The following is a 17,570-nucleotide window of genomic DNA, read 5'->3' as shown; positions in this document are numbered from 1 at the left end:
AACCGTTTGTTCATTTCACCAGGAGGATCAATGGCAATTTCGACCGCCGATTTCAAGAACGGCATGTGCATCGTTTACAACAACAAGCTGTGGACCATCAACGAGTTCCAGCATGTCAAGCCGGGCAAGGGCGGCGCTTTCGTCCGCACCAAGCTGCGTGACGTCCGCAGCGGTCGCGTGGTCGAGTACACCTTCAACAGCGGCACCAAGTTCGACACGGTCCGTCTTGAAGAGCGCAAGATGACCTACCTCTACAACGACGGCGAAGACTTCTACTTCATGGATCCCAACTCCTACGAGCAGATGTCCATTCCTGCCGACGTGGTGGGCGACACGGCCAAGTGGCTCAAGGAAAACGACGAGGTCACCCTTCAGTACGCCGGCGACGAACTGATCAGCATCACCCCGCAGATGTTCGTTGAGCTCGCGGTCACCGAAACCGACCCGGGCTTCAAGGGCGACACCGTCCAGGGCGGCACCAAGCCGGCGACGCTCGAAACGGGCGCCGTGGTCAATATCCCCATGTACATCAACGTGGGCGACGTCCTCCAGATCGACACGCGCGACGGCCGCTTCATCAAGCGCGTCTAGCTCGGCGTTTATTAGATCTTGCAAAGCGCCCCGGCCGTTTCGTTCGAACGGCCGGGGCGCTTTTGCGTGCCCGCTGCAAGGGTGGGGACCTACGAAAAGGGGCCCCGAATGCTCGGGGCCCCGTAGCGGCGCGGTATGCGCGATGGGCGCTAGGCCTGGGCAAGCGGAGCGTTGTCGTGGCCGGGGACGTAGTCGCGGCCGGCCTTGTTCCACTGCACGTATTCGGCGGTCGCGGTGAAGAGGGCGTCGGAAGAGGAGTTGAGGGCGGTCTCGCAGGAGTCCTGGATCACGCCGATGATGAAGCCGATGCCCACCACCTGCATGGCGATGTCGTTGGGGATGCCCAGAAGCGAGCAGGCCACGGGGATGAGGAGGAGGGATCCGCCTGCCACACCCGAGGCGCCACAGGCCGACACCGCGGCGAGCACGCAGAGGATGACGCCGGTGACGAAGTCGACCTGGATGCCGAGCGTCTGCGCGGCGGCCATGGCCATGACAGAAATGGTCACCGTGGCGCCGCCCATGTTGATCGTGGCGCCCAGGGGGATCGACACCGAATAGTTGTCCTTGTTCAGTCCGAGCTTCTTGCAGAGTTCAAGGTTGATGGGGATGTTGGCGGCAGAGCTGCGGGTGAAGAAGGCGGTGATGGCCGAATCCTTCAGGCAGCGCATGACGAGCGGGTAGGGGTTGCGGTGGATCTGCGCGTAGACAATCGCGGGGTTGACCACGAAGGCCATGATGACCATGCAGCCCACCAAGACGAGCAGGAGCATGCCGTATTCGGTGAAGATGCCCAGACCGCTCGTGGACACGGCGTTGTAGACCAGACCCAACACGCCGAAGGGGGCGAAGGCGATCACGACGCGGACGACGGTCTGCACGGCGTCGGCGATGTTGCCCATGACCTCTTTGGTGGTTTCGCTCGCGGCGCGCAGGGCGATGCCGATCAGGATAGCCCAGGTGAGGATGCCGAGGAAGTTGGCCTTGGCAAGGGCTTCGACCGGGTTGGCGACGACGCTCGTGAGCAGGTTGGTCATGACCTCGCCGATGCCGCTCGGGGCGGATTTGTCGACCGCGTCGGCCAGGGTGAGGTGCAGGGGCACCAGGTAGCAGGCGAGCACGGCCACGACGCCGGCGAGAAAGGTGCTCAGAAGGTAGAGCAGGATGATCCGCTTCATGGCGCCGGACTGCTTGGCATTGCAGAGGGCGGAAATGATGAGGAAGAAGACCAAGATGGGGGCCACGGCCTTCAAGGCGGATACGAACAGGGTGCCCAGAAGCACGATGCCGTCAAGCCCTGGAATCACCAGGGCGAGGAGGACGCCGATGGCCAGACCGCAGGCGATACGCCCGATCAGGCTCCAGCTGTTCCACGTTTCCCATGCTTTTTTCATACGGTTCCTTCCGTCTGCGTGAAAGTAATAGTCTAGTTATACTCTATTCGACTAAAGCATCAAAGCAATTCCGAGCCAAAAGAGGGGGATTCCCCCGCAGCGGCGTCTGAGGGTCGGCCGTAGGCAATTCGAGAGGGGCGCGCCTCAGTCGCCACCGATTGTGCCTGCGGCTGCGCGATAGGGCGCCCGCGCGCACCGCCGTTCGAGGCTGTGCGCGGGTCGTGGGGCGGATGCGGGCCCGTGGGCACCGCTCGCGGCGCGTAGCCGAACGGTTGCCGGGCGGGGCGCCCTGCTTCGTGTACCTTGTAGGTGAAATTACTGGTGCCCGCGCGCGAGGCTGCGGACCTTCCCTATAATAAGGAACTCGAACATTAGGAGGTGCTCGACCAGCATGCCAAAACTTCAACTTATGGACACCACGATTCGCGATGGCCAGCAAAGCTTATGGGCCACGCGTATGCCCATCGGCGATATGCTCCCCATCCTGCCTAAAATGGACAAGGTCGGATACTGGGCGCTCGAGGCATGGGGCGGCGCGACGTTCGACACGTGCCTGCGCTTCCTCGACGAAAACCCCTGGGAGCGCCTGCGCCAGATCAAGGCCAAGACGCCCAACACCCGCCTGGCCATGCTCTCGCGCGGTCAGAACCTTGTGGGCTACAAGCACTACAGCAGGGAAATCGTCAACCGCTTCATCAAAGCGTCCAAGCGCAACGGCGTCGATATCTTCCGCATCTTCGATGCCTTGAACGACATTCGCAACGTGCGCGACAGCGCCGAGGCGATCAAGGAATGCGGCGGCTGGTTCGAAGGCGCGATCAGCTACACGATCAGCCCGGTGCACACGCTCGACAGCTATCTGGAATACGCCCAGCAGCTCAAGGACCTCGGTGCCGATTCCATCGCCATCAAGGACATGGCGGGCATGCTCACCCCCTACCGCACCGAGCGCATGGTCAAGGCCCTGAACGAGGAAATCGGCCTTCCCGTGCACCTGCATTGCCACTACGTGGGCGGCATGGCGCCGGCCAACATCATCAAGGGCGCGGAAGCGGGCGCTGCCATCGCCGACACGGCGAGCGCTCCTTTGGCCTTCGGCAACAGCCACCCGGCGGTGGAGATGATCGTGGCCGCGCTCAAGGAAAGCCGTTTCGACACCGACTACGACCTCGACCTGCTCTTCGAGATCGCCGAATACTGGGAAGAGGTTCGCAAGCGCACCCACCACAAGCGCGGCGTGTCGAGCCTGGTGCATATGAAGGTCTACAGCCATCAGGTCCCCGGCGGCATGATGAGCAACCTTATGGCCCAGCTCGAGGTGCAGAACGCCAGCGACCGCCTCGACGATGTGATGAAGGAAATCCCCAAGGTCCGCGCCGAAGTGGGCTATCCGCCGCTCGTGACCCCTATGAGCCAGATCGTGGGCACCCAGGCCGTTTTCAACGTGCTCACCGGCAAGCGGTGGGGCGTCGTGTCCAAAGAAATGAAAGACTACATCTGCGGTTACTACGGCAAGGCTCCCGGCCCCATGGACCAGGAAATCGTGAAGAAGGTCGTGCGCGACCCGAGCGAGATTCTCGACCCGTCGATCGCCCCGAGCACCCTGGTCACCACCACCTACGACGAGCTCGTCGAAGAGATCGGCGATTTGGCCCACAGCGAAGAAGACGTGCTCATGTATGCGCTGTTCCCCAACGAAGCGCGCACCTATCTGAGCAAGCACCGCACATCCGAAAAAGTCGATTTCCTCATGGCTGAGGAATCGAGCGGCACCAAGGAGGACGATTACGTGGATATCAATCAGATTCGCGAGCTTGTGCGCGTAGCCGAGGAAAGCGGCGTCGGCGAGATCGTAGTTGAAGAAGAAGGCGCCCGCATCGCCGTGCGCATGCCGAGCGCCGTCGCGGCCACTGCTGCGGCCCAGCCCGCCGCCCCTGCCGTGGCTGCCGCTCCGGCACCTGCGCCCGAACAGGCTCCGGCCGCGCCCGCGTCCGACCGCCCGGCCAACTGGATTCCCGTCAAGGCTCCCATGGTGGGCACCTTCTACCAGGCACCCGCGCCCGACCAGCCGCCCTTCGTCAAGGTCGGTGACGAGGTGACGGCCAACCAGACCCTCTGCATCATCGAGGCCATGAAGCTCATGAACGAGATCACGGCCGACCAGATGGGCACGATTCGCGAGGTGTGCGTGAAGGACGCCGACCCGGTTGAGTTCGGCACCGTCCTCTTCTACCTCGAACCGCACGATCCGGAGAACAACTAATGTTCGACAAAATCCTTATCGCCAACCGCGGGGAAGTCGCCCTGCGCATCGAGCGCGCCTGTCGCGAGCTCGGCGTGAAGACGGTCATCGTCCACTCGACCGAAGACGCCGACACCCTTCCCGTGCGCTACGCCGACGAAGCCGTCTGCATCGGGCCGGCGCCCGCCAACAAGAGCTACCTGGTGATGGCCAACGTCATCGCGGCGGCCAAGATCACCGGCGCCCAGGCCGTGCACCCAGGCTACGGCTTTCTTTCGGAAAACGCCGATTTCGCGCGCGCCTGCGCCGACAACGACCTCGTGTGGATCGGGCCCGCTCCCGAATGCATCGAGCGGATGGGCGACAAGAGCCAGGCCCGCGACACCATGAAGGGCTGCGGCGTGCCCACCGTTCCCGGTTCCGATGGCACCGTCGATTCCGTGGAAGAGGCGCGCGCCTTCGCCGAATCGGTGGGTTACCCCGTGCTCATCAAGGCGTCGGCGGGCGGCGGCGGCAAGGGCATGCGCGAAGTGCACGATCCGGCCGACCTCGAAAAGGAATTCCTCGCCGCCAAGGCCGAGGCCAAGGCCTCCTTCGCCAACGACGACATGTACCTGGAAAAGCTCGTCCTGCGTCCGCGCCACGTCGAGATCCAGGTGCTCGCCGACAACTTCGGCAACTTTGCCGCCCTGTGCGAGCGTGACTGCTCGATTCAGCGCCGTCATCAGAAGCTGCTCGAAGAGGCCCCGAGCCCGGCGCTCGACGAGGCGACGCGCACGGCTATGTGCGAAGCCGCCCGCAAGGCGGTCGAGGCGGTGTCCTACCGTTCGGCCGGCACGATCGAGTTCCTGCTCGATCAGGACGGAAAATTCTATTTCATGGAAATGAACACGCGCGTGCAGGTCGAGCATCCGGTGACCGAGATGATCACCGGGGTCGACATCATCAAGGAACAGCTGCGCATCGCCGCAGGCGAGCGCATGCGCTCGGCCGACATCCCGCGTTTCTCTCCCAACGGCCATGCGATCGAATTCCGCATCAACGCCGAAGACCCCGACCACGGCTTCCGTCCCTGTCCGGGCACGATCACCAAGCTGCGGTTCCCGGCGGGTCCGGGCGTGCGTGTCGAAAGCTACCTGGAAGAGGGCAGCAAAATCAGCCCCTACTACGATTCGCTGATCGCCAAGCTCATCGTGTGGGGCGCCGATCGCGACGAGGCCATCGCCCGCGGCAAACGCGCGCTTTCGGAGTTCGTCATCGAAGGCGACGGCATCCGCACGACCATTCCCTTCCATCAGGCGGTGCTCGACGTGCCGGCCTTCCAGAAGGGTCAAGCCTATACCGATTTCATCGAGACCGAGATGGGGGATAAGTAATGTCTGATCTCAATATCGGCGGAATGGCGCTGGCAGACGGCGTCATCGAAACCATCATCGCCATCGCCGTGAAAGACGTCGAAGGCGTAGCGAGCGTGGGGACGCCCGCCTCTGCGAGCCTCCTGTCCCAGATGAAGGCCAAGCCCTCTACCCAGGGGATCGACGTCGAGGTCAACGACGACGACACCGTCACCGTTTCGGTGCGTATCGAAGTGTTCTTCGGCCAGGTCCTGCCCGAAGTGGCGGCTCGCGTCCGCGAGTCTGTCAGCGATGCCGTCCTCACTCAGGTCGGCGTGAAGGTCGCAGCGGTGAACGTGTTCATCGACGGCCTGCGCTTCGAATAATCGAAAGGTAACCATGCCCAAACGACATGAAGAACGCTCCGTGGCGCGTCGATGCGCCACGCAGATTCTCTATCAAAGCGAAATTACCGGCCAATCGCCCCGTGCGATTTGCCAGCGCGAGGATGCGATTCCCGACGTGGGCGCACTGCCTGCCTACGCTCTGACCCTGGTCGACGGCGTCGAGGATCATGCGCGGCTCATCGACGACCTGCTCGCCCAGTCCTCGCAGAACTGGGCGGTCGACCGCATGCCCCTCGTCGACCGCGCCATCATGCGCATCGCCGTCTTCGAGATGGTCTATCGCAACGATGTTCCCGTATCGGTGACCATCAACGAATGCGTGGAGCTCGCCAAGCAATTCGGCGGGGACGACGAGTCGGGAAGCTTCGTCAACGGCGTGCTGGGCGGCATCGCCCGCAAACTCGACGACCCCGATTACATCCTTCCCTCCGAGCTTTCCGTCGACGAGCTTGTGGCTCAGGGCGTTTTGGGCACGGGATCGGCTCCTTCGGCAGCGGAGACGCCCGCGGCGGACACCTCCGCTCCCGCGCCGGACGGAGCTGACGTCAACGGCGAAACGCCCGCCGACGGCGAAACGCCCGCCGCAGAGGGCGCGCCTGCGAAGGCGGAGCTCTAGTGGCCGACGACAGCGTGCAGCACCGGTCGTTTTCCGAGGTCAACGACCGCTTGAAGGAAATCGCCGACGCGGTGGCCGACGAGCAGATGCCGCTCGACGACGCCTTGGACCTCTTCGAAGAAGCGGTGGGGTTGGGGATGCGCGCTTCCTCGCTGCTCGAGGACAACCTCGAGGCAGCGCCGGGTGCCCCGCAAGACGCGGACGCCTCGTCCCGCGCTTAGAGACAGTGCCGCATGAGAGCGGTCCCGCGCCCAGCGGGGCCGCTCGCGCATCAGGGGCTCCATTTACCCCTGACCATGCCCCCGTATTGCTATATCCTGTGATGTGTGCACAGGCAGAAGGAGTGTGCGGATGACCGAATCCAAGCGAATACTCGATATGGTCAAGAGCCCGGCCGACGTGAAGTGCCTCACCGACGAAGAACTCGCTATTCTCTGCCGAGAATTGCGCGAGGAAATGGTCGAGGTCACCTCGCGTACGGGCGGTCATCTTGCTTCGAGCTTGGGTGCCGTTGAAATCATCGTCGCTCTCCACTCGCTGCTGAACTGCCCCGACGACAAGCTCGTCTTCGACGTGGGACACCAGGCCTACGCCCACAAGCTTCTCACCGGCCGCCGCGACGCGTTTCCGACGCTGCGCCAGATCGACGGCCTCACCGGCTTTCCCAATCCCGCAGAAAGCCCCTACGATGCTCACCCCTCGGGCCATGCCTCCGACAGCCTTTCGGTGGCCATGGGCTTGGCCAAAGCGCGCGACATCGCGGGCGGTGCCAACAAGGTCGTGGCGGTGATCGGCGACGCGTCGCTGGCCGGCGGCATGGCCTTCGAAGCCCTCAACCACATCGGGCAAGACCAGACCCGTATGGTCATCGTCCTCAACGACAACGGCATGTCGATTTCCAAGCCCGTGGGGGCCCTCGTGCGTCATCTGGGCTATCTGCGCACACGCTCGGAATACCGGCAGACGCGCGATGCCCTGCAGCAGGCCATGGAAGCCGGCGGCGTTCTTTCGCGCGGGCTCGTCGATTTGGGCCGCAACATGAAAGAGTCGATGAAACAGTTCGTGATTCCCCATGCGATGATCTTCGAGCAGCTGGGCATCACCTGCACGGCGCCCGTCGACGGGCATGACGTGGCCGCCCTGCGCCAGATGTTCCGCATCGCTCTCGAAAGCGACGGCCCCGTGCTCGTGCATGTGATCACGCAGAAGGGCCATGGCTATGGGCCCTCCGAGGCCAACCCCGAAACCTTCCACGGCGTCAGCCCCTTCGACATCGCTACGGGCCAGGTGAAGAAAAAGGCTCCTTCGGCCCCGACCTACACGAGCGTTTTCGGGGATGCCCTCGTGCGCGAAGCGCGTGCCGACAAGAAGATCGTCGCGATCACCGCGGCGATGAAAGACGGGGCGGGCCTCGACGCCTTTTCCAAGGAGTTCCCTTCGCGCTTCATCGACACGGGCATTACCGAAGAGCACGCGGTCGCCCTTGCGAGCGGCCTTGCCGCCGGCGGCATGAAGCCGGTCGTGGCCGTGTACTCCACCTTCCTGCAGCGCGCCTTCGACCAGATCGTCATCGACAACGCGCTTGCCGAACGGGATACGGTGTTCGCTATCGACCGTGCGGGCATCGTCGGCGACGACGGAGCCACCCACACGGGCGCCTTCGATATCGTCTACATGCGCACGATTCCCCATATGCGGGTACTCACGCCTTCCAACGAGGCCGAACTCGCGAGCGCTCTGCATACGGCGCTTGCCCTGCCGGGACCGGTGGCCCTGCGCTATCCGCGCGGCGCTGCCGTGGGCGTGCCCGTTCCCGCCGAGCCCGAATGCTGGGAAGAGGGCAGGGCGCACACGGTGCGCGAGGGCGACGATATCGCCCTGCTCGGTTTCGGCAACATGGTCAACACGGCCCTCGACGTGGCCGATTCCCTTTCAGAAGCGGGCATCTCCGCCCGCGTGGTCGATATGCGCTGGGCCAAGCCGATCGATGCGGACGCCGTGGCCCAAGCGGCCTCCTGCAAGCTCGTCGTCACGCTCGAAGAGGGGGCCCTCGACGGCGGCGCCGGCGAAGGCGTGCTCGACGTGCTGTCCTCGCTGGGCGCTGCGGTCCCCACGCTTCTGATCGGCCTTCCCGACGAATTCGTGATGCAGGGCAAGCCCGACCAGGTGCGCGCCCGTCTGGGGCTCGACGCCCGCGGCGTGCTGGCCCGCATCGAGGAAAAGCTCGCCTCCCTCTAAGGGGGGGCGTGCGGCAAGCGAGCCGCTGGCCTCTCCTCGTTTGCTCGCAAGCTATGCCCGCGTCCGCAGGCGCGGGCGGGGGCTCGTGTTTCGCATCTGTGAACAAATCGATTCGCGTCCGTTAACACGCGCGTTCGGTTCCGTTAACTCCCGACTGCCTCGCGTCATCGGGCGCCGCGGGGCGCAACAATCCTTCTTGTACGCGAAATGAGGCCCGGCCGGGCGCGCCGGCGGGGCCATGGGATGCAAGGAGGAAACATCATGATCGATACGGGATCAACGGCCTTCATGCTGGTCTGCACGATGCTCGTGCTGCTCATGACGCCCGGGCTCGCGTTCTTCTACGGCGGTTTGTCGCGCCGTAAGAACGTGGTCAACACGATGATCATGTCGGTTGCGGTAATCGGTGTCGTCGCTGTCGCATGGGTGGTATGCGGGTGGTCGTTCGCATACGGCGGCGACGGATCGATTCCTTTCTTCGGCGGATTCGACCAAATCGGACTGATCGGAACCGTCCAGGACATGCTCGACGAAGCGGCCAACACGCCCGATGTCTTCGCGGTGCTCACCGGGGCGGGCGCCATCGATCCGACGGCGGTCAAGGCAACCTACCCGGCCATCATCAACGTCGTCTTCCAGATGGCCTTCGCCATGATCACCACGGCCATCATCACCGGCGCCGTGGCCGGCCGCATGAAGTTCGGTGCGGTCATCGCCTTCTGCGTGGCCTGGGTCGTGCTCGTCTACGCCCCCTTGGCCCACATGGTCTGGGGCGGCGAGGGCAGCCTGATCGGCAGCATGATCGGCGCTCTCGACTTCGCCGGCGGCGACGTGGTCCACATCTCTTCGGGCCTCACCGGCCTCATCTTGTGCATCTTGCTCGGCAAGCGCAAGGGTTTCGGCGTCATGCGCAACCGTCCGCACAACGTGCCCTTCGTTCTTCTGGGCGCCACCCTTCTGTGGTTCGGCTGGTTCGGCTTTAACGCCGGCTCTGAATTCGCGGCCGACGGCACGGCGGGCCTGGCGCTGGTGAACACGGTGGCGGCCAGCGGCGCTGCCTGCCTGTCCTGGCTGGTCGTCGAAAAGCTCGAGACCAAGCACTGCACGCTCACCGGCGGCGCCACCGGCCTCGTTGCCGGCCTGGTCGTCATCACGCCCGCTGCCGGTTTCGTCGAGCCCTGGGCGGCTGTCGTGATGGGCATCATCGTGTCCCCGATCTGCTACCTGGCGATTTCCAAGGCCAAGGCAAAGTTCGGCTACGACGACGCCCTCGACGCCTTCGGCTGCCACTGCGTGGGCGGCATCACGGGCGGCATCCTCACCGGCCTGTTCTGCGTGCCCGACCTGTCCTGGACCGACTATGGCGGCCTCTTTTACACGGGCGACCCCAGCCTTCTGGGCAGCCAGATTCTCGGTATCCTCGTCACGATCGTCTTCGTTGCCGTCGGCAGCCTGGTCATCGGCCTCGTCGTGAAGGCGGCCTTCGGCGGCCTGCGCGTGAGCGAAGAGGATGAAGCCCTCGGCCTCGATGTGACGGTCCACGGCGAGTCGGCCTACCCGGCCTTCATGGGCCTCGACTAAAGATCTGGGAGAGGAAAGGAGTTCCCGCATGAAGAGGATTACCGCTATCGTACGTCCCGAAAAGATGGAAAAGCTCAAGGACGCCCTGTTCGAAGTCGACGTTAACGGCATGACCATCAGCCAGGTGCAGGGCTGCGGCAACCAGCACGGATGGAGCGAATACGTCCGCGGAACCGAAGTGCTGCTCAACATGGTCCCCAAGGTCAAGTTCGAATTGATCGTTGCCGACGAAGAGGTTGACAAGGTGCTCGACGTCGTCTGCCAGGCGGCGCGCACCGGCAAGGTGGGCGACGGCAAGATCTTCGTTTCGGGCGTAGAGGAAGTCGTGCGCATCCGTACCGGCGAGCGCGGGGAGGCGGCCATTTAAGCCACCGCGTACGTGGAAACGCATCCGTTTTCCAGGCGGCATGTTTCGGGCCCGTTTCGGCCTGGAGCATGCCGCTTTGCCGTTTTGTGGACTATCTCCTACAATCGGGTGACGTTACAGACAGTTCAACGAGACGGGATGGCATGTTAACCTCAGCGCAAATCATCTCTATCATCGTGTTCGTCGGCGTCATGGCGCTCGTGGCCTCCGAAAAGGTTCATCGGTGCGTTGCGGCTCTGGCGGGCGCGCTTATCCTCATCATCACCGGCGTCATCTCCTTCGACACGGGCATCAGCCATATCGACTTCAACACGATCGGCGTCCTGCTCGGCATGATGCTCTTCGTGTCGGTGGTCAAGGAATCGGGTCTCTTCGAGTTCGCGGCTATCGCCGCGGCGAAGAAGGCCAAAGGCGACCCCTGGCGGATCATGGTGGCCTTCATCTTGATCACGGCCGTTCTCTCCGCCTTTCTCGACAACGTCACGACGGTGCTCCTCGTCGGCCCCATGACGCTTGTGGTATGCAAGCTGCTCGAAACCAACCCGGTGCCCTACTTCGTCACGGAAATCATGGCAAGCAACATCGGCGGCACCGCGACGTTGATCGGCGACCCGCCCAACATCATGATCGGCTCGAATGCGGGTCTTACCTTCTTCGACTTCATCGCAAACGACGCGCCGGCGGTCGTCATCATCCTTGTCGTGGTCATCGTCGTCTTCAAGTTCGTCTACGGGCGCAAGCTCGACTCGTCCGAGGAAGACCGCAAGAAGGTCATGGCGCTCGAGCCCAAAGACCACATTCGCGACTTGGCCCTCTTCAAGAAGAGCCTGGCGATGATCGCCCTCGTGGTGGTGGGCTTCATGCTCCACGGCCAGCTGGGGCTCGACTCGTCGGTCATCGCCCTGTCCGCCGCCTGCATCATGCTCCTCATCGGCAAGGCCGACTTGGAACTGTCGGTCTTCAGCGTCGAATGGACGACGATCGGCTTCTTCTGCGGCCTTTTCATGGTGGTGGGCGCCCTGTCTGAAACGGGCGTGATCACCATGCTCGCCCAGTGGCTCATGTCGATCACCAACGACAATCCGCTGGCTCTCATGCTCGTCATCCTGTGGGCGAGCGCGATCATCAGCTCCATCCTCGACAACATCCCCTTCGTGGCGACCATGATCCCGATCATCACCGCTATCGGCGCCACGGGCGTCGACGTGTCGAGCCTGTGGTGGGCCCTGTCCCTGGGCGCCTGCCTGGGCGGCAACGGCACCCTCATCGGCGCGAGCGCCAACGTCGTGCTCTCTTCGATTTCCACCAAGGAAGGCTATCCGATCACTTTCATGGACTTCACCAAAGAGGGCATGCCGATCATGCTGCTCACCGTTGCGGTGGCCACGGTCTACTGCATCGTACGCTATGCGCCTGCCCTGTTCGCTTAGCGAAAATATCGCCCTTTAGCTGCAGAAACGTCGCAGCTGATCACAACGTGAAGGGCTTGTGCGCAAGGCCCCGCGCTCGCCGATTCTGGCGGGGGCGGGGCCTTGCCTGTGGTACACTGGGCGAGCTTGCAAAAACGGAATGCAAGCAGGAACTGTTGGCCCCCGAGACATGTTTGGCTTGCCGCTGTGCAAGCGGCACCGTGAACATGGCATATGTACACGCAATCATGACGAAGGGTCCCTCTATTTTCGAAAGGGGTCCATTTTGACCGAAATTCAAAATCCGTCCGTCATCGACTTCGAGGACATCTCCGACGAGCAGATGAACCAGATGATCGATGGCACGCTGACCGAGTTCGACGAAGGCGACCTGGTTGACGGCACGGTAGTGAAGATCGAGCACGATGAAGTGCTCGTCGACATCGGCTTCAAGAGCGAGGGCGTCATCCCCGTTCGCGAGCTGTCCATCCGCAAGGATGCCGATCCTTCTGAAATCGTGAACCTGGGCGACAAGATCGAAGCCCTCGTTCTGCAGAAGGAAGACAAGGACGGTCGTCTGATTCTTTCCAAGAAGCGCGCCGAGTACGAACGCGCTTGGATTTCCGTGGAAGAGAAGTTCAAGGCCGGGGAAACCGTTACCGGCGAGGTCATCGAAGTCGTCAAGGGCGGCCTCATCCTCGACATCGGCCTGCGTGGCTTCCTGCCTGCCTCCCTCGTTGACCTGCGCCGCGTCAAGGATCTCGACGCCTACCTGGGCACCGAACTCGAAGCGCGCGTCATCGAAATGGACCGCAACCGCAACAACGTGGTCCTGTCCCGTCGCGTCCTCCTCGAAGAGGGCCGCAAGAACGAGCGTGCGGAAATTCTTTCCCGCCTGTCCAAGGGCATGCGCCTGAAGGGCACCGTGTCCTCGATCGTCGACTTCGGCGCTTTCGTCGACCTCGGCGGCATCGACGGCCTCGTGCACATCTCCGAGCTGTCCTGGTCCCATGTCAACCATCCTTCCGAGGTCGTCAAGGTCGGTCAGGAAGTCGAGGTTCAGGTGCTCGACGTCGACCTGCAGCGCGAGCGCATCTCGCTCGGCCTCAAGCAGACCACGCCCGACCCCTGGATCAAGCTCGTCGAGAACTACCCCGTGGGCTCCATCCAGGACGGCAAGGTCACCAAGACCGTTCCGTTTGGCGCTTTTGTCGAGCTCGGCCCCAACGTCGAAGGCCTCGTGCACATCTCCGAAATGGCCAACAAGCACATCGACACCCCGACCCAGGTCGTGCATGCCGGTGACGAAGTGAAGGTCAAGGTCATGGACGTCAACACCGAGCGTCGTCGCATCAGCCTGTCCATGAAGGCCGCTGCCGACGAGCTGGGCATCGAGATCGCCGTTGCCGACCCCACGCCGGAAGAGCTTGCCGCCAAGGAAGCTCGCCAGGCCAAGCGCGCCGCCGAGCGCGCCGCCCGCGAAGCCGAATAGCTCGCGCGCATAGATCGCATGCAAAGGGCGCCTTCCTTCGGGAGGGCGCCCTTTTCGTTTTGGGGGGATCGCGTATCGAGCTGCCGTGCTTGTTGTGCTGACGTGTCGGAAGGAATGCCTCGCCCTATCCGAAGCGCCCCGACACGTAGTCTTTCGTCCGCGTGTCCTTGGGGTCTTCGAAGATCTGCAGGGTCGGGCCCGCCTCCACCATCTCGCCCATGAGGAAGAAGGCGGTCTTTTGGGCCACGCGGGTCGCCTGCAGCATGTTGTGGGTGACCATGACGATCGTGTAGCGGTCTTTGAGCTCGGCGACGAGTTGCTCGACCTTGGCCGTTGAAAGGGGATCGAGGGCGCTCGTCGCCTCGTCCATGAGCAAGACGTCGGGGGTGATGGCCAAGGCGCGGGCGATGCAGAGGCGTTGGGCTTGGCCGCCGGATAGACCCAGGCCGTTGGCATCCAAGCGGTCTTTCAGCTCGTCCCAGACGGCGGCGTCGCGCAGGCTCTGCTCGACGATTCTATCGAGGTCGGCGCGTTTCCTTATGCCGTGGGCGCGGGGTCCGTAGGCCACGTTGTCGTAGACGCTCATGGGGAAGGGGTTGGGGTGCTGGAAGACCATGCCCACCCGGCAGCGCAAGAGCGCAGGGTCGAGGTCTCGGTAGACGTCAATCCCGTCGAGCAGGATCTCGCCTTCCACCCGGCAACCTTCGATGAGGTCGTTCATGCGGTTCAGGCACCGCAGGAAGGTCGATTTACCGCAGCCCGAAGGCCCGATGAGCGCCGTCACCTCGTGTTCGGGAATGTCGAGGTTGACGTGCTTGAGGGCATGGAAATCGCCGTAGTGCAGGTTCACGTTGCGCGTGCGCATCTTCACGTCCGCGTTGGCGTCGACTGGAGCCGCGTAATGCGAGATGGCGTCTGCCTCCTCGAGCACGGCGGCGCGGTCGATCAGCGATACGCGGGGGGCGGCGCCCGCCGTTGAACGTGCGGCCCCTTCGGGGACCGTATCGGACTTGCGTGCTTTCTTGGATTGTTGCTGCATGATAAACTCCCTCGAATCAGGATGCGGTGGAACGGGGTGGGTTAGCCGAACTGACCGGAGATGTAGGCTGCAAGGCGCGGGTCTTTCGGGGCGGTGAACATCTGCCGGGTAGGTCCTGTTTCGACCATCTCGCCCAGATAGAAGAAGGACGTGGTGTCGGAGACGCGGGCCGCCTGCTGCATGTTGTGGGTCACGATGATCACGCAGATGCCCGCCTCGGCGATGCGGCGCGCCGTGTCCTCGATCGCGCGCGTGGCGATGGGGTCGAGGGCCGAGCAGGGCTCGTCCATGAGCAGGACGTCCGGCCGAAGAGCCAGGGCGCGGGCGATGCAAAGGCGCTGCTGCTGGCCGCCGGAGAGGGCCCAGGCCGATTTCTTCAGGTCGTCCTTCACTTCGTCCCAGAGGACGGCTTCCCGCAGCGCGGCCTCCACCTGGTCGTCGAGGTCGGCAGCGTTGGCGGCCCTTCCGTGACGGGTCAGGGCGAGGGCGACGTTGTCGTAAATCGACTTGCGGAAGGGATTGGGCTGCTGGAAGACCATGCCGATCTGGGTCCGCAGATCGAAGAGGTTGATTTTCTCGTTGACGATGTCGACGCCATGGTATTCGATCGAGCCGACGATCCGGCAGTGGGGGATTTCGCGGCTCATCAGGTTCAGGCACCGCAGGAAGGTCGATTTTCCGCACCCCGAGGGCCCGATGAGGGCGGCGACCTCGCCCTTGTGGAAGGTGAGGCTCACCTCATGCAGGGCCTGCCGGTCGTCGTTGTAGAACACGCCCGTGTCCCGGGAGCGGAGTGCAACCTCCTTGGATACGGCACGGGCCTGCGCCACCTGCGTGTGCGACGACACGGGGGCAGCCGGCGCGGCCGGAGCGTTCATCTTGATTTGTTCCATGTGCGCTGATCAGCTTTCTCTATTCGGCCGTGAGCTTCTTGGAAATGCGGCGGCCGGCGAAACGGGCGATAAGGTTGAAGGCGAGGATGCAGATCACGAGCACGGCCGCCGTGCCGTCGGATACGGCCGTGAGGTCGGGGACCACGCCTTCGGAGTTGATCTTCCAGATGTGCACGGCCAGGGTTTCGGCGGGGCGCCAGATGTTCCACGGGCAGGCGGGGTTGGCGAGGTCGAAGCTCGTGAAGTCGAGGGCGGGCGCCGATTGGCCGGCTGTGTAGATGAGGGCGGCCGCCTCGCCGAACACGCGGCCGGCTGACAGGATCACGCCGGTGATGATCGCGGGCATGGCGCAGGGGAGCAGGATATGTACCGTCGTCTCCCATCGGGTCATTCCGAGCGCCAAGCCGGCGTCGCGCTGGTCGGTGGGGACCGCTTCGAGCGCCTGCTGGATCACGCGCAGCAGGATGGGGATGTTGAACATCGTGAGCGCGAGTGCGCCGGAGATGATCGAGAAGCCCCAGCCCATCTGCAGGACGAAAAACAGGAAGCCGAACAGGCCCACAACGATCGAGGGCAGGCTGGAGAGCACCTCAATTGCCGTTTTCACTGCGCGGGTGATCGCATTGTCGGGGGCGTATTCCACCAGGAAGATGGCGGCGCCCAGCGACAGGGGGATCGAGATAGCCAAGGTGAGCACGAGCAGGTAGAAGGAGTTGAACAGTTCGGGGCCGATGCCGCCGCCCTCTTTGAACTGCTGGGGCGGGCCGGTCAGGAAGGCGGGGTCGAAGGCTTTGGACGCGCCGGCGGAGATGATGTAGATCAGGATGGCCGCGAGCAGGACGCAGATCGCGCCGGCGATCGCCGTGAGTACGGCGGTGGCCGCGGCGCTCTGCCGGCGTGCCCGGGTCACGTGGGCGACGACGGCATCGGGGTCGATGAGGCCATGAGGGGTGGGTGCGGGCGTTGCGGGGTTAGCCATTGATCTTCGCTCCCTTGCGGCCGATCAGGTGGACGATGAGGATGAAGACGAGCGACATGGCGAGCAGCACGAGGGCGAGCGACCAGAGGACGTCGTTGTACAGGGTGCCCATGGCTTCGTTGCCCATGCCCATCGTGAGCACGGAGGTAAGGGTCGCCGCCGGCGTCACGAGCGAGGTGGGGATCACGGCGGCGTTGCCGATGACCATCTGCACGGCGAGCGCTTCGCCGAACGCCCGCGTCATCCCCAGGATGAGGGCGGTCATGATGCCGGGCAGGGCGCTTTTCAGGACGACCTTCCAAATGGTCTGCCAGCGAGAGCAGCCCAGACCGTAGGAGCCTTCCCGGTAGCTGTTGGGAACGGCGGCGATGGCGTCGATCGACAGGGAGGTGACCGTGGGCAGCACCATGACGGCGAGCACGATGGAGCCGGCGAGCAGGCCGTAGCCGGTGCCGCCCGCGATGCCGCGGATAAAGGGCACGACCACGGTCAGGCCGATGAGGCCGAACGCGACCGAGGGGATGCCGACGAGCAGCTCGGTCACGGGCTGCAGGACCGTGCGCCCGAAGGCGGGTTGGATCTCCACTACGAAGATCGCGGCGCCGATGGCGAAGGGGAAGACGAACAGGGTGGACATGATCGTCACCCCGAAGGAGCCGACGATCATGGGCAGCGCGCCCACGAGGGGCGCGCCGGCGTCGTCGGTGGCATGGGGGTTCCAGGTGGTCCCCCCGAAGAAGGAGGCCAAAGAGATGCCGTCGGCGGTGAAGGTCGCCAAGCCGTGCTGGGCGACCATGAAGATCAGCGTAACGACGAGCAGGGTCGCCAAGCCCGCGCATGCCCCGCTGATCCCCCTTCCCAAAAGCTCGACGCGCCTTTTGGGCATCATGCGCTTAACGCGCGCTTTCGACGTTTCGGGCGAGGGGTGGGACGCCCGTGCCGTCTGTGCTGCTTCGGCCATCGTTGTCCTCCGAACGATCGTGCAGGG

The 17,570-nt window shown here is 63.7% G+C and carries 16 protein-coding genes; 11 read left to right on the top strand and 5 right to left on the bottom strand.

Annotation, left to right across the window (positions count from 1 at the left end):
* Window positions 1-30 precede the first annotated feature (30 nt).
* The gene (gene efp / locus BN3270_RS08330; protein WP_058986630.1) at window positions 31-591 is read left to right on the top strand and encodes an elongation factor P; all 561 of its coding nucleotides are present in this window, start codon (window positions 31-33) and stop codon (window positions 589-591) included.
* Between the two features lie 149 nt (window positions 592-740).
* Here efp and sstT read toward each other — a convergent pair whose 3' ends face one another.
* Window positions 741-1,985 (bottom strand): serine/threonine transporter SstT, encoded by a 1,245-nt coding sequence (sstT, locus tag BN3270_RS08325; protein ID WP_058986629.1) that lies wholly within the window; start codon window positions 1,983-1,985, stop codon window positions 741-743.
* A gap of 391 nt (window positions 1,986-2,376) precedes the next feature.
* Here sstT and accB point away from each other — a divergent pair, with 391 nt between their 5' ends.
* The 10 genes from accB (at window position 2,377) to rpsA (ending at window position 13,671) form a co-directional block, all read left to right on the top strand.
* Window positions 2,377-4,248 carry an acetyl-CoA carboxylase biotin carboxyl carrier protein gene (gene accB, locus BN3270_RS08320; protein ID WP_058986628.1) on the top strand — a complete coding sequence of 624 codons (1,872 nt, stop codon included), beginning with the start codon at window positions 2,377-2,379 and terminating at the stop codon, window positions 4,246-4,248.
* Window positions 4,248-5,603, top strand: coding sequence for an acetyl-CoA carboxylase biotin carboxylase subunit (gene accC / locus BN3270_RS08315; protein ID WP_058986627.1), 1,356 nt, complete (start codon window positions 4,248-4,250; stop codon window positions 5,601-5,603). Before accB ends, accC begins: the two co-directional genes overlap by 1 nt.
* Complete coding sequence (locus BN3270_RS08310; RefSeq protein WP_058986626.1) at window positions 5,603-5,947, top strand: Asp23/Gls24 family envelope stress response protein; 345 nt, start codon at window positions 5,603-5,605, stop codon at window positions 5,945-5,947. The genes accC and BN3270_RS08310 overlap by 1 nt, the downstream gene beginning before the upstream one ends.
* A gap of 13 nt (window positions 5,948-5,960) precedes the next feature.
* Window positions 5,961-6,584, top strand: a complete 624-nt coding sequence (nusB, locus tag BN3270_RS08305) for a transcription antitermination factor NusB (protein WP_082673443.1) — start codon at window positions 5,961-5,963, stop codon at window positions 6,582-6,584.
* On the top strand, window positions 6,584-6,805 hold the full coding sequence (locus BN3270_RS08300) for an exodeoxyribonuclease VII small subunit (protein ID WP_148335514.1): 222 nt from the start codon (window positions 6,584-6,586) through the stop codon (window positions 6,803-6,805). The genes nusB and BN3270_RS08300 overlap by 1 nt, the downstream gene beginning before the upstream one ends.
* 130 nt (window positions 6,806-6,935) lie before the next feature.
* Window positions 6,936-8,822, top strand: coding sequence for a 1-deoxy-D-xylulose-5-phosphate synthase (gene dxs, locus BN3270_RS08295; RefSeq protein WP_058986625.1), 1,887 nt, complete (start codon window positions 6,936-6,938; stop codon window positions 8,820-8,822).
* Window positions 8,823-9,083: 261 nt separating this feature from the next.
* The gene (locus BN3270_RS08290) at window positions 9,084-10,403 is read left to right on the top strand and encodes an ammonium transporter (RefSeq protein WP_058986624.1); all 1,320 of its coding nucleotides are present in this window, start codon (window positions 9,084-9,086) and stop codon (window positions 10,401-10,403) included.
* A gap of 28 nt (window positions 10,404-10,431) precedes the next feature.
* Window positions 10,432-10,770 carry a P-II family nitrogen regulator gene (locus BN3270_RS08285; RefSeq protein WP_058986623.1) on the top strand — a complete coding sequence of 113 codons (339 nt, stop codon included), beginning with the start codon at window positions 10,432-10,434 and terminating at the stop codon, window positions 10,768-10,770.
* 143 nt (window positions 10,771-10,913) lie between these two features.
* The gene (locus tag BN3270_RS08280; protein ID WP_058986622.1) at window positions 10,914-12,200 is read left to right on the top strand and encodes an ArsB/NhaD family transporter; all 1,287 of its coding nucleotides are present in this window, start codon (window positions 10,914-10,916) and stop codon (window positions 12,198-12,200) included.
* A 265-nt stretch (window positions 12,201-12,465) separates the two neighbouring features.
* Window positions 12,466-13,671 (top strand): 30S ribosomal protein S1, encoded by a 1,206-nt coding sequence (gene rpsA, locus BN3270_RS08275; protein WP_058986621.1) that lies wholly within the window; start codon window positions 12,466-12,468, stop codon window positions 13,669-13,671.
* Window positions 13,672-13,795: 124 nt separating this feature from the next.
* On the opposite strand, the gene pstB is transcribed toward rpsA, so the two are convergent.
* The 4 genes from pstB to pstC are packed head-to-tail and all read right to left on the bottom strand — an operon-like array spanning window position 13,796 to window position 17,543.
* The gene (gene pstB, locus BN3270_RS08270; protein ID WP_082673442.1) at window positions 13,796-14,710 is read right to left on the bottom strand and encodes a phosphate ABC transporter ATP-binding protein PstB; all 915 of its coding nucleotides are present in this window, start codon (window positions 14,708-14,710) and stop codon (window positions 13,796-13,798) included.
* 41 nt (window positions 14,711-14,751) lie between these two features.
* Window positions 14,752-15,603, bottom strand: a complete 852-nt coding sequence (locus BN3270_RS08265) for a phosphate ABC transporter ATP-binding protein (protein WP_271711969.1) — start codon at window positions 15,601-15,603, stop codon at window positions 14,752-14,754.
* Between the two features lie 19 nt (window positions 15,604-15,622).
* Window positions 15,623-16,582 carry a phosphate ABC transporter permease PstA gene (pstA, locus tag BN3270_RS08260; protein WP_082673441.1) on the bottom strand — a complete coding sequence of 320 codons (960 nt, stop codon included), beginning with the start codon at window positions 16,580-16,582 and terminating at the stop codon, window positions 15,623-15,625.
* On the bottom strand, window positions 16,575-17,543 hold the full coding sequence (gene pstC / locus BN3270_RS08255) for a phosphate ABC transporter permease subunit PstC (protein WP_082673440.1): 969 nt from the start codon (window positions 17,541-17,543) through the stop codon (window positions 16,575-16,577). Before pstC ends, pstA begins: the two co-directional genes overlap by 8 nt.
* Window positions 17,544-17,570 lie beyond the last annotated feature (27 nt).

Origin of the sequence: Hugonella massiliensis, from assembly GCA_001486445.1 — a bacterium.
Taxonomy (GTDB): Bacteria; Actinomycetota; Coriobacteriia; order Coriobacteriales; family Eggerthellaceae; genus Hugonella; species Hugonella massiliensis.
Note: the sequence above shows the minus strand (reverse complement) of the source record. Positions and strands in the feature narration are given on the sequence as shown.

Bases quoted from the DNA above. Each gene is read 5' to 3' on its own strand.
- BN3270_RS08285 (WP_058986623.1), top strand. From the start codon at position 10,432: ATGAAGAGGATTACCGCTATCGTACGTCCCGAAAAGATGGAAAAGCTC.
- efp (WP_058986630.1), top strand. From the start codon at position 31: ATGGCAATTTCGACCGCCGATTTCAAGAACGGCATGTGCATCGTTTAC.
- BN3270_RS08290 (WP_058986624.1), top strand. From the start codon at position 9,084: ATGATCGATACGGGATCAACGGCCTTCATGCTGGTCTGCACGATGCTC.
- sstT (WP_058986629.1), bottom strand. From the start codon at position 1,985: ATGAAAAAAGCATGGGAAACGTGGAACAGCTGGAGCCTGATCGGGCGT.
- dxs (WP_058986625.1), top strand. From the start codon at position 6,936: ATGACCGAATCCAAGCGAATACTCGATATGGTCAAGAGCCCGGCCGAC.
- BN3270_RS08265 (WP_271711969.1), bottom strand. From the start codon at position 15,603: ATGGAACAAATCAAGATGAACGCTCCGGCCGCGCCGGCTGCCCCCGTG.
- BN3270_RS08310 (WP_058986626.1), top strand. From the start codon at position 5,603: ATGTCTGATCTCAATATCGGCGGAATGGCGCTGGCAGACGGCGTCATC.
- accC (WP_058986627.1), top strand. From the start codon at position 4,248: ATGTTCGACAAAATCCTTATCGCCAACCGCGGGGAAGTCGCCCTGCGC.
- BN3270_RS08280 (WP_058986622.1), top strand. From the start codon at position 10,914: ATGTTAACCTCAGCGCAAATCATCTCTATCATCGTGTTCGTCGGCGTC.
- accB (WP_058986628.1), top strand. From the start codon at position 2,377: ATGCCAAAACTTCAACTTATGGACACCACGATTCGCGATGGCCAGCAA.
- pstB (WP_082673442.1), bottom strand. From the start codon at position 14,710: ATGCAGCAACAATCCAAGAAAGCACGCAAGTCCGATACGGTCCCCGAA.
- pstC (WP_082673440.1), bottom strand. From the start codon at position 17,543: ATGGCCGAAGCAGCACAGACGGCACGGGCGTCCCACCCCTCGCCCGAA.
- pstA (WP_082673441.1), bottom strand. From the start codon at position 16,582: ATGGCTAACCCCGCAACGCCCGCACCCACCCCTCATGGCCTCATCGAC.
- nusB (WP_082673443.1), top strand. From the start codon at position 5,961: ATGCCCAAACGACATGAAGAACGCTCCGTGGCGCGTCGATGCGCCACG.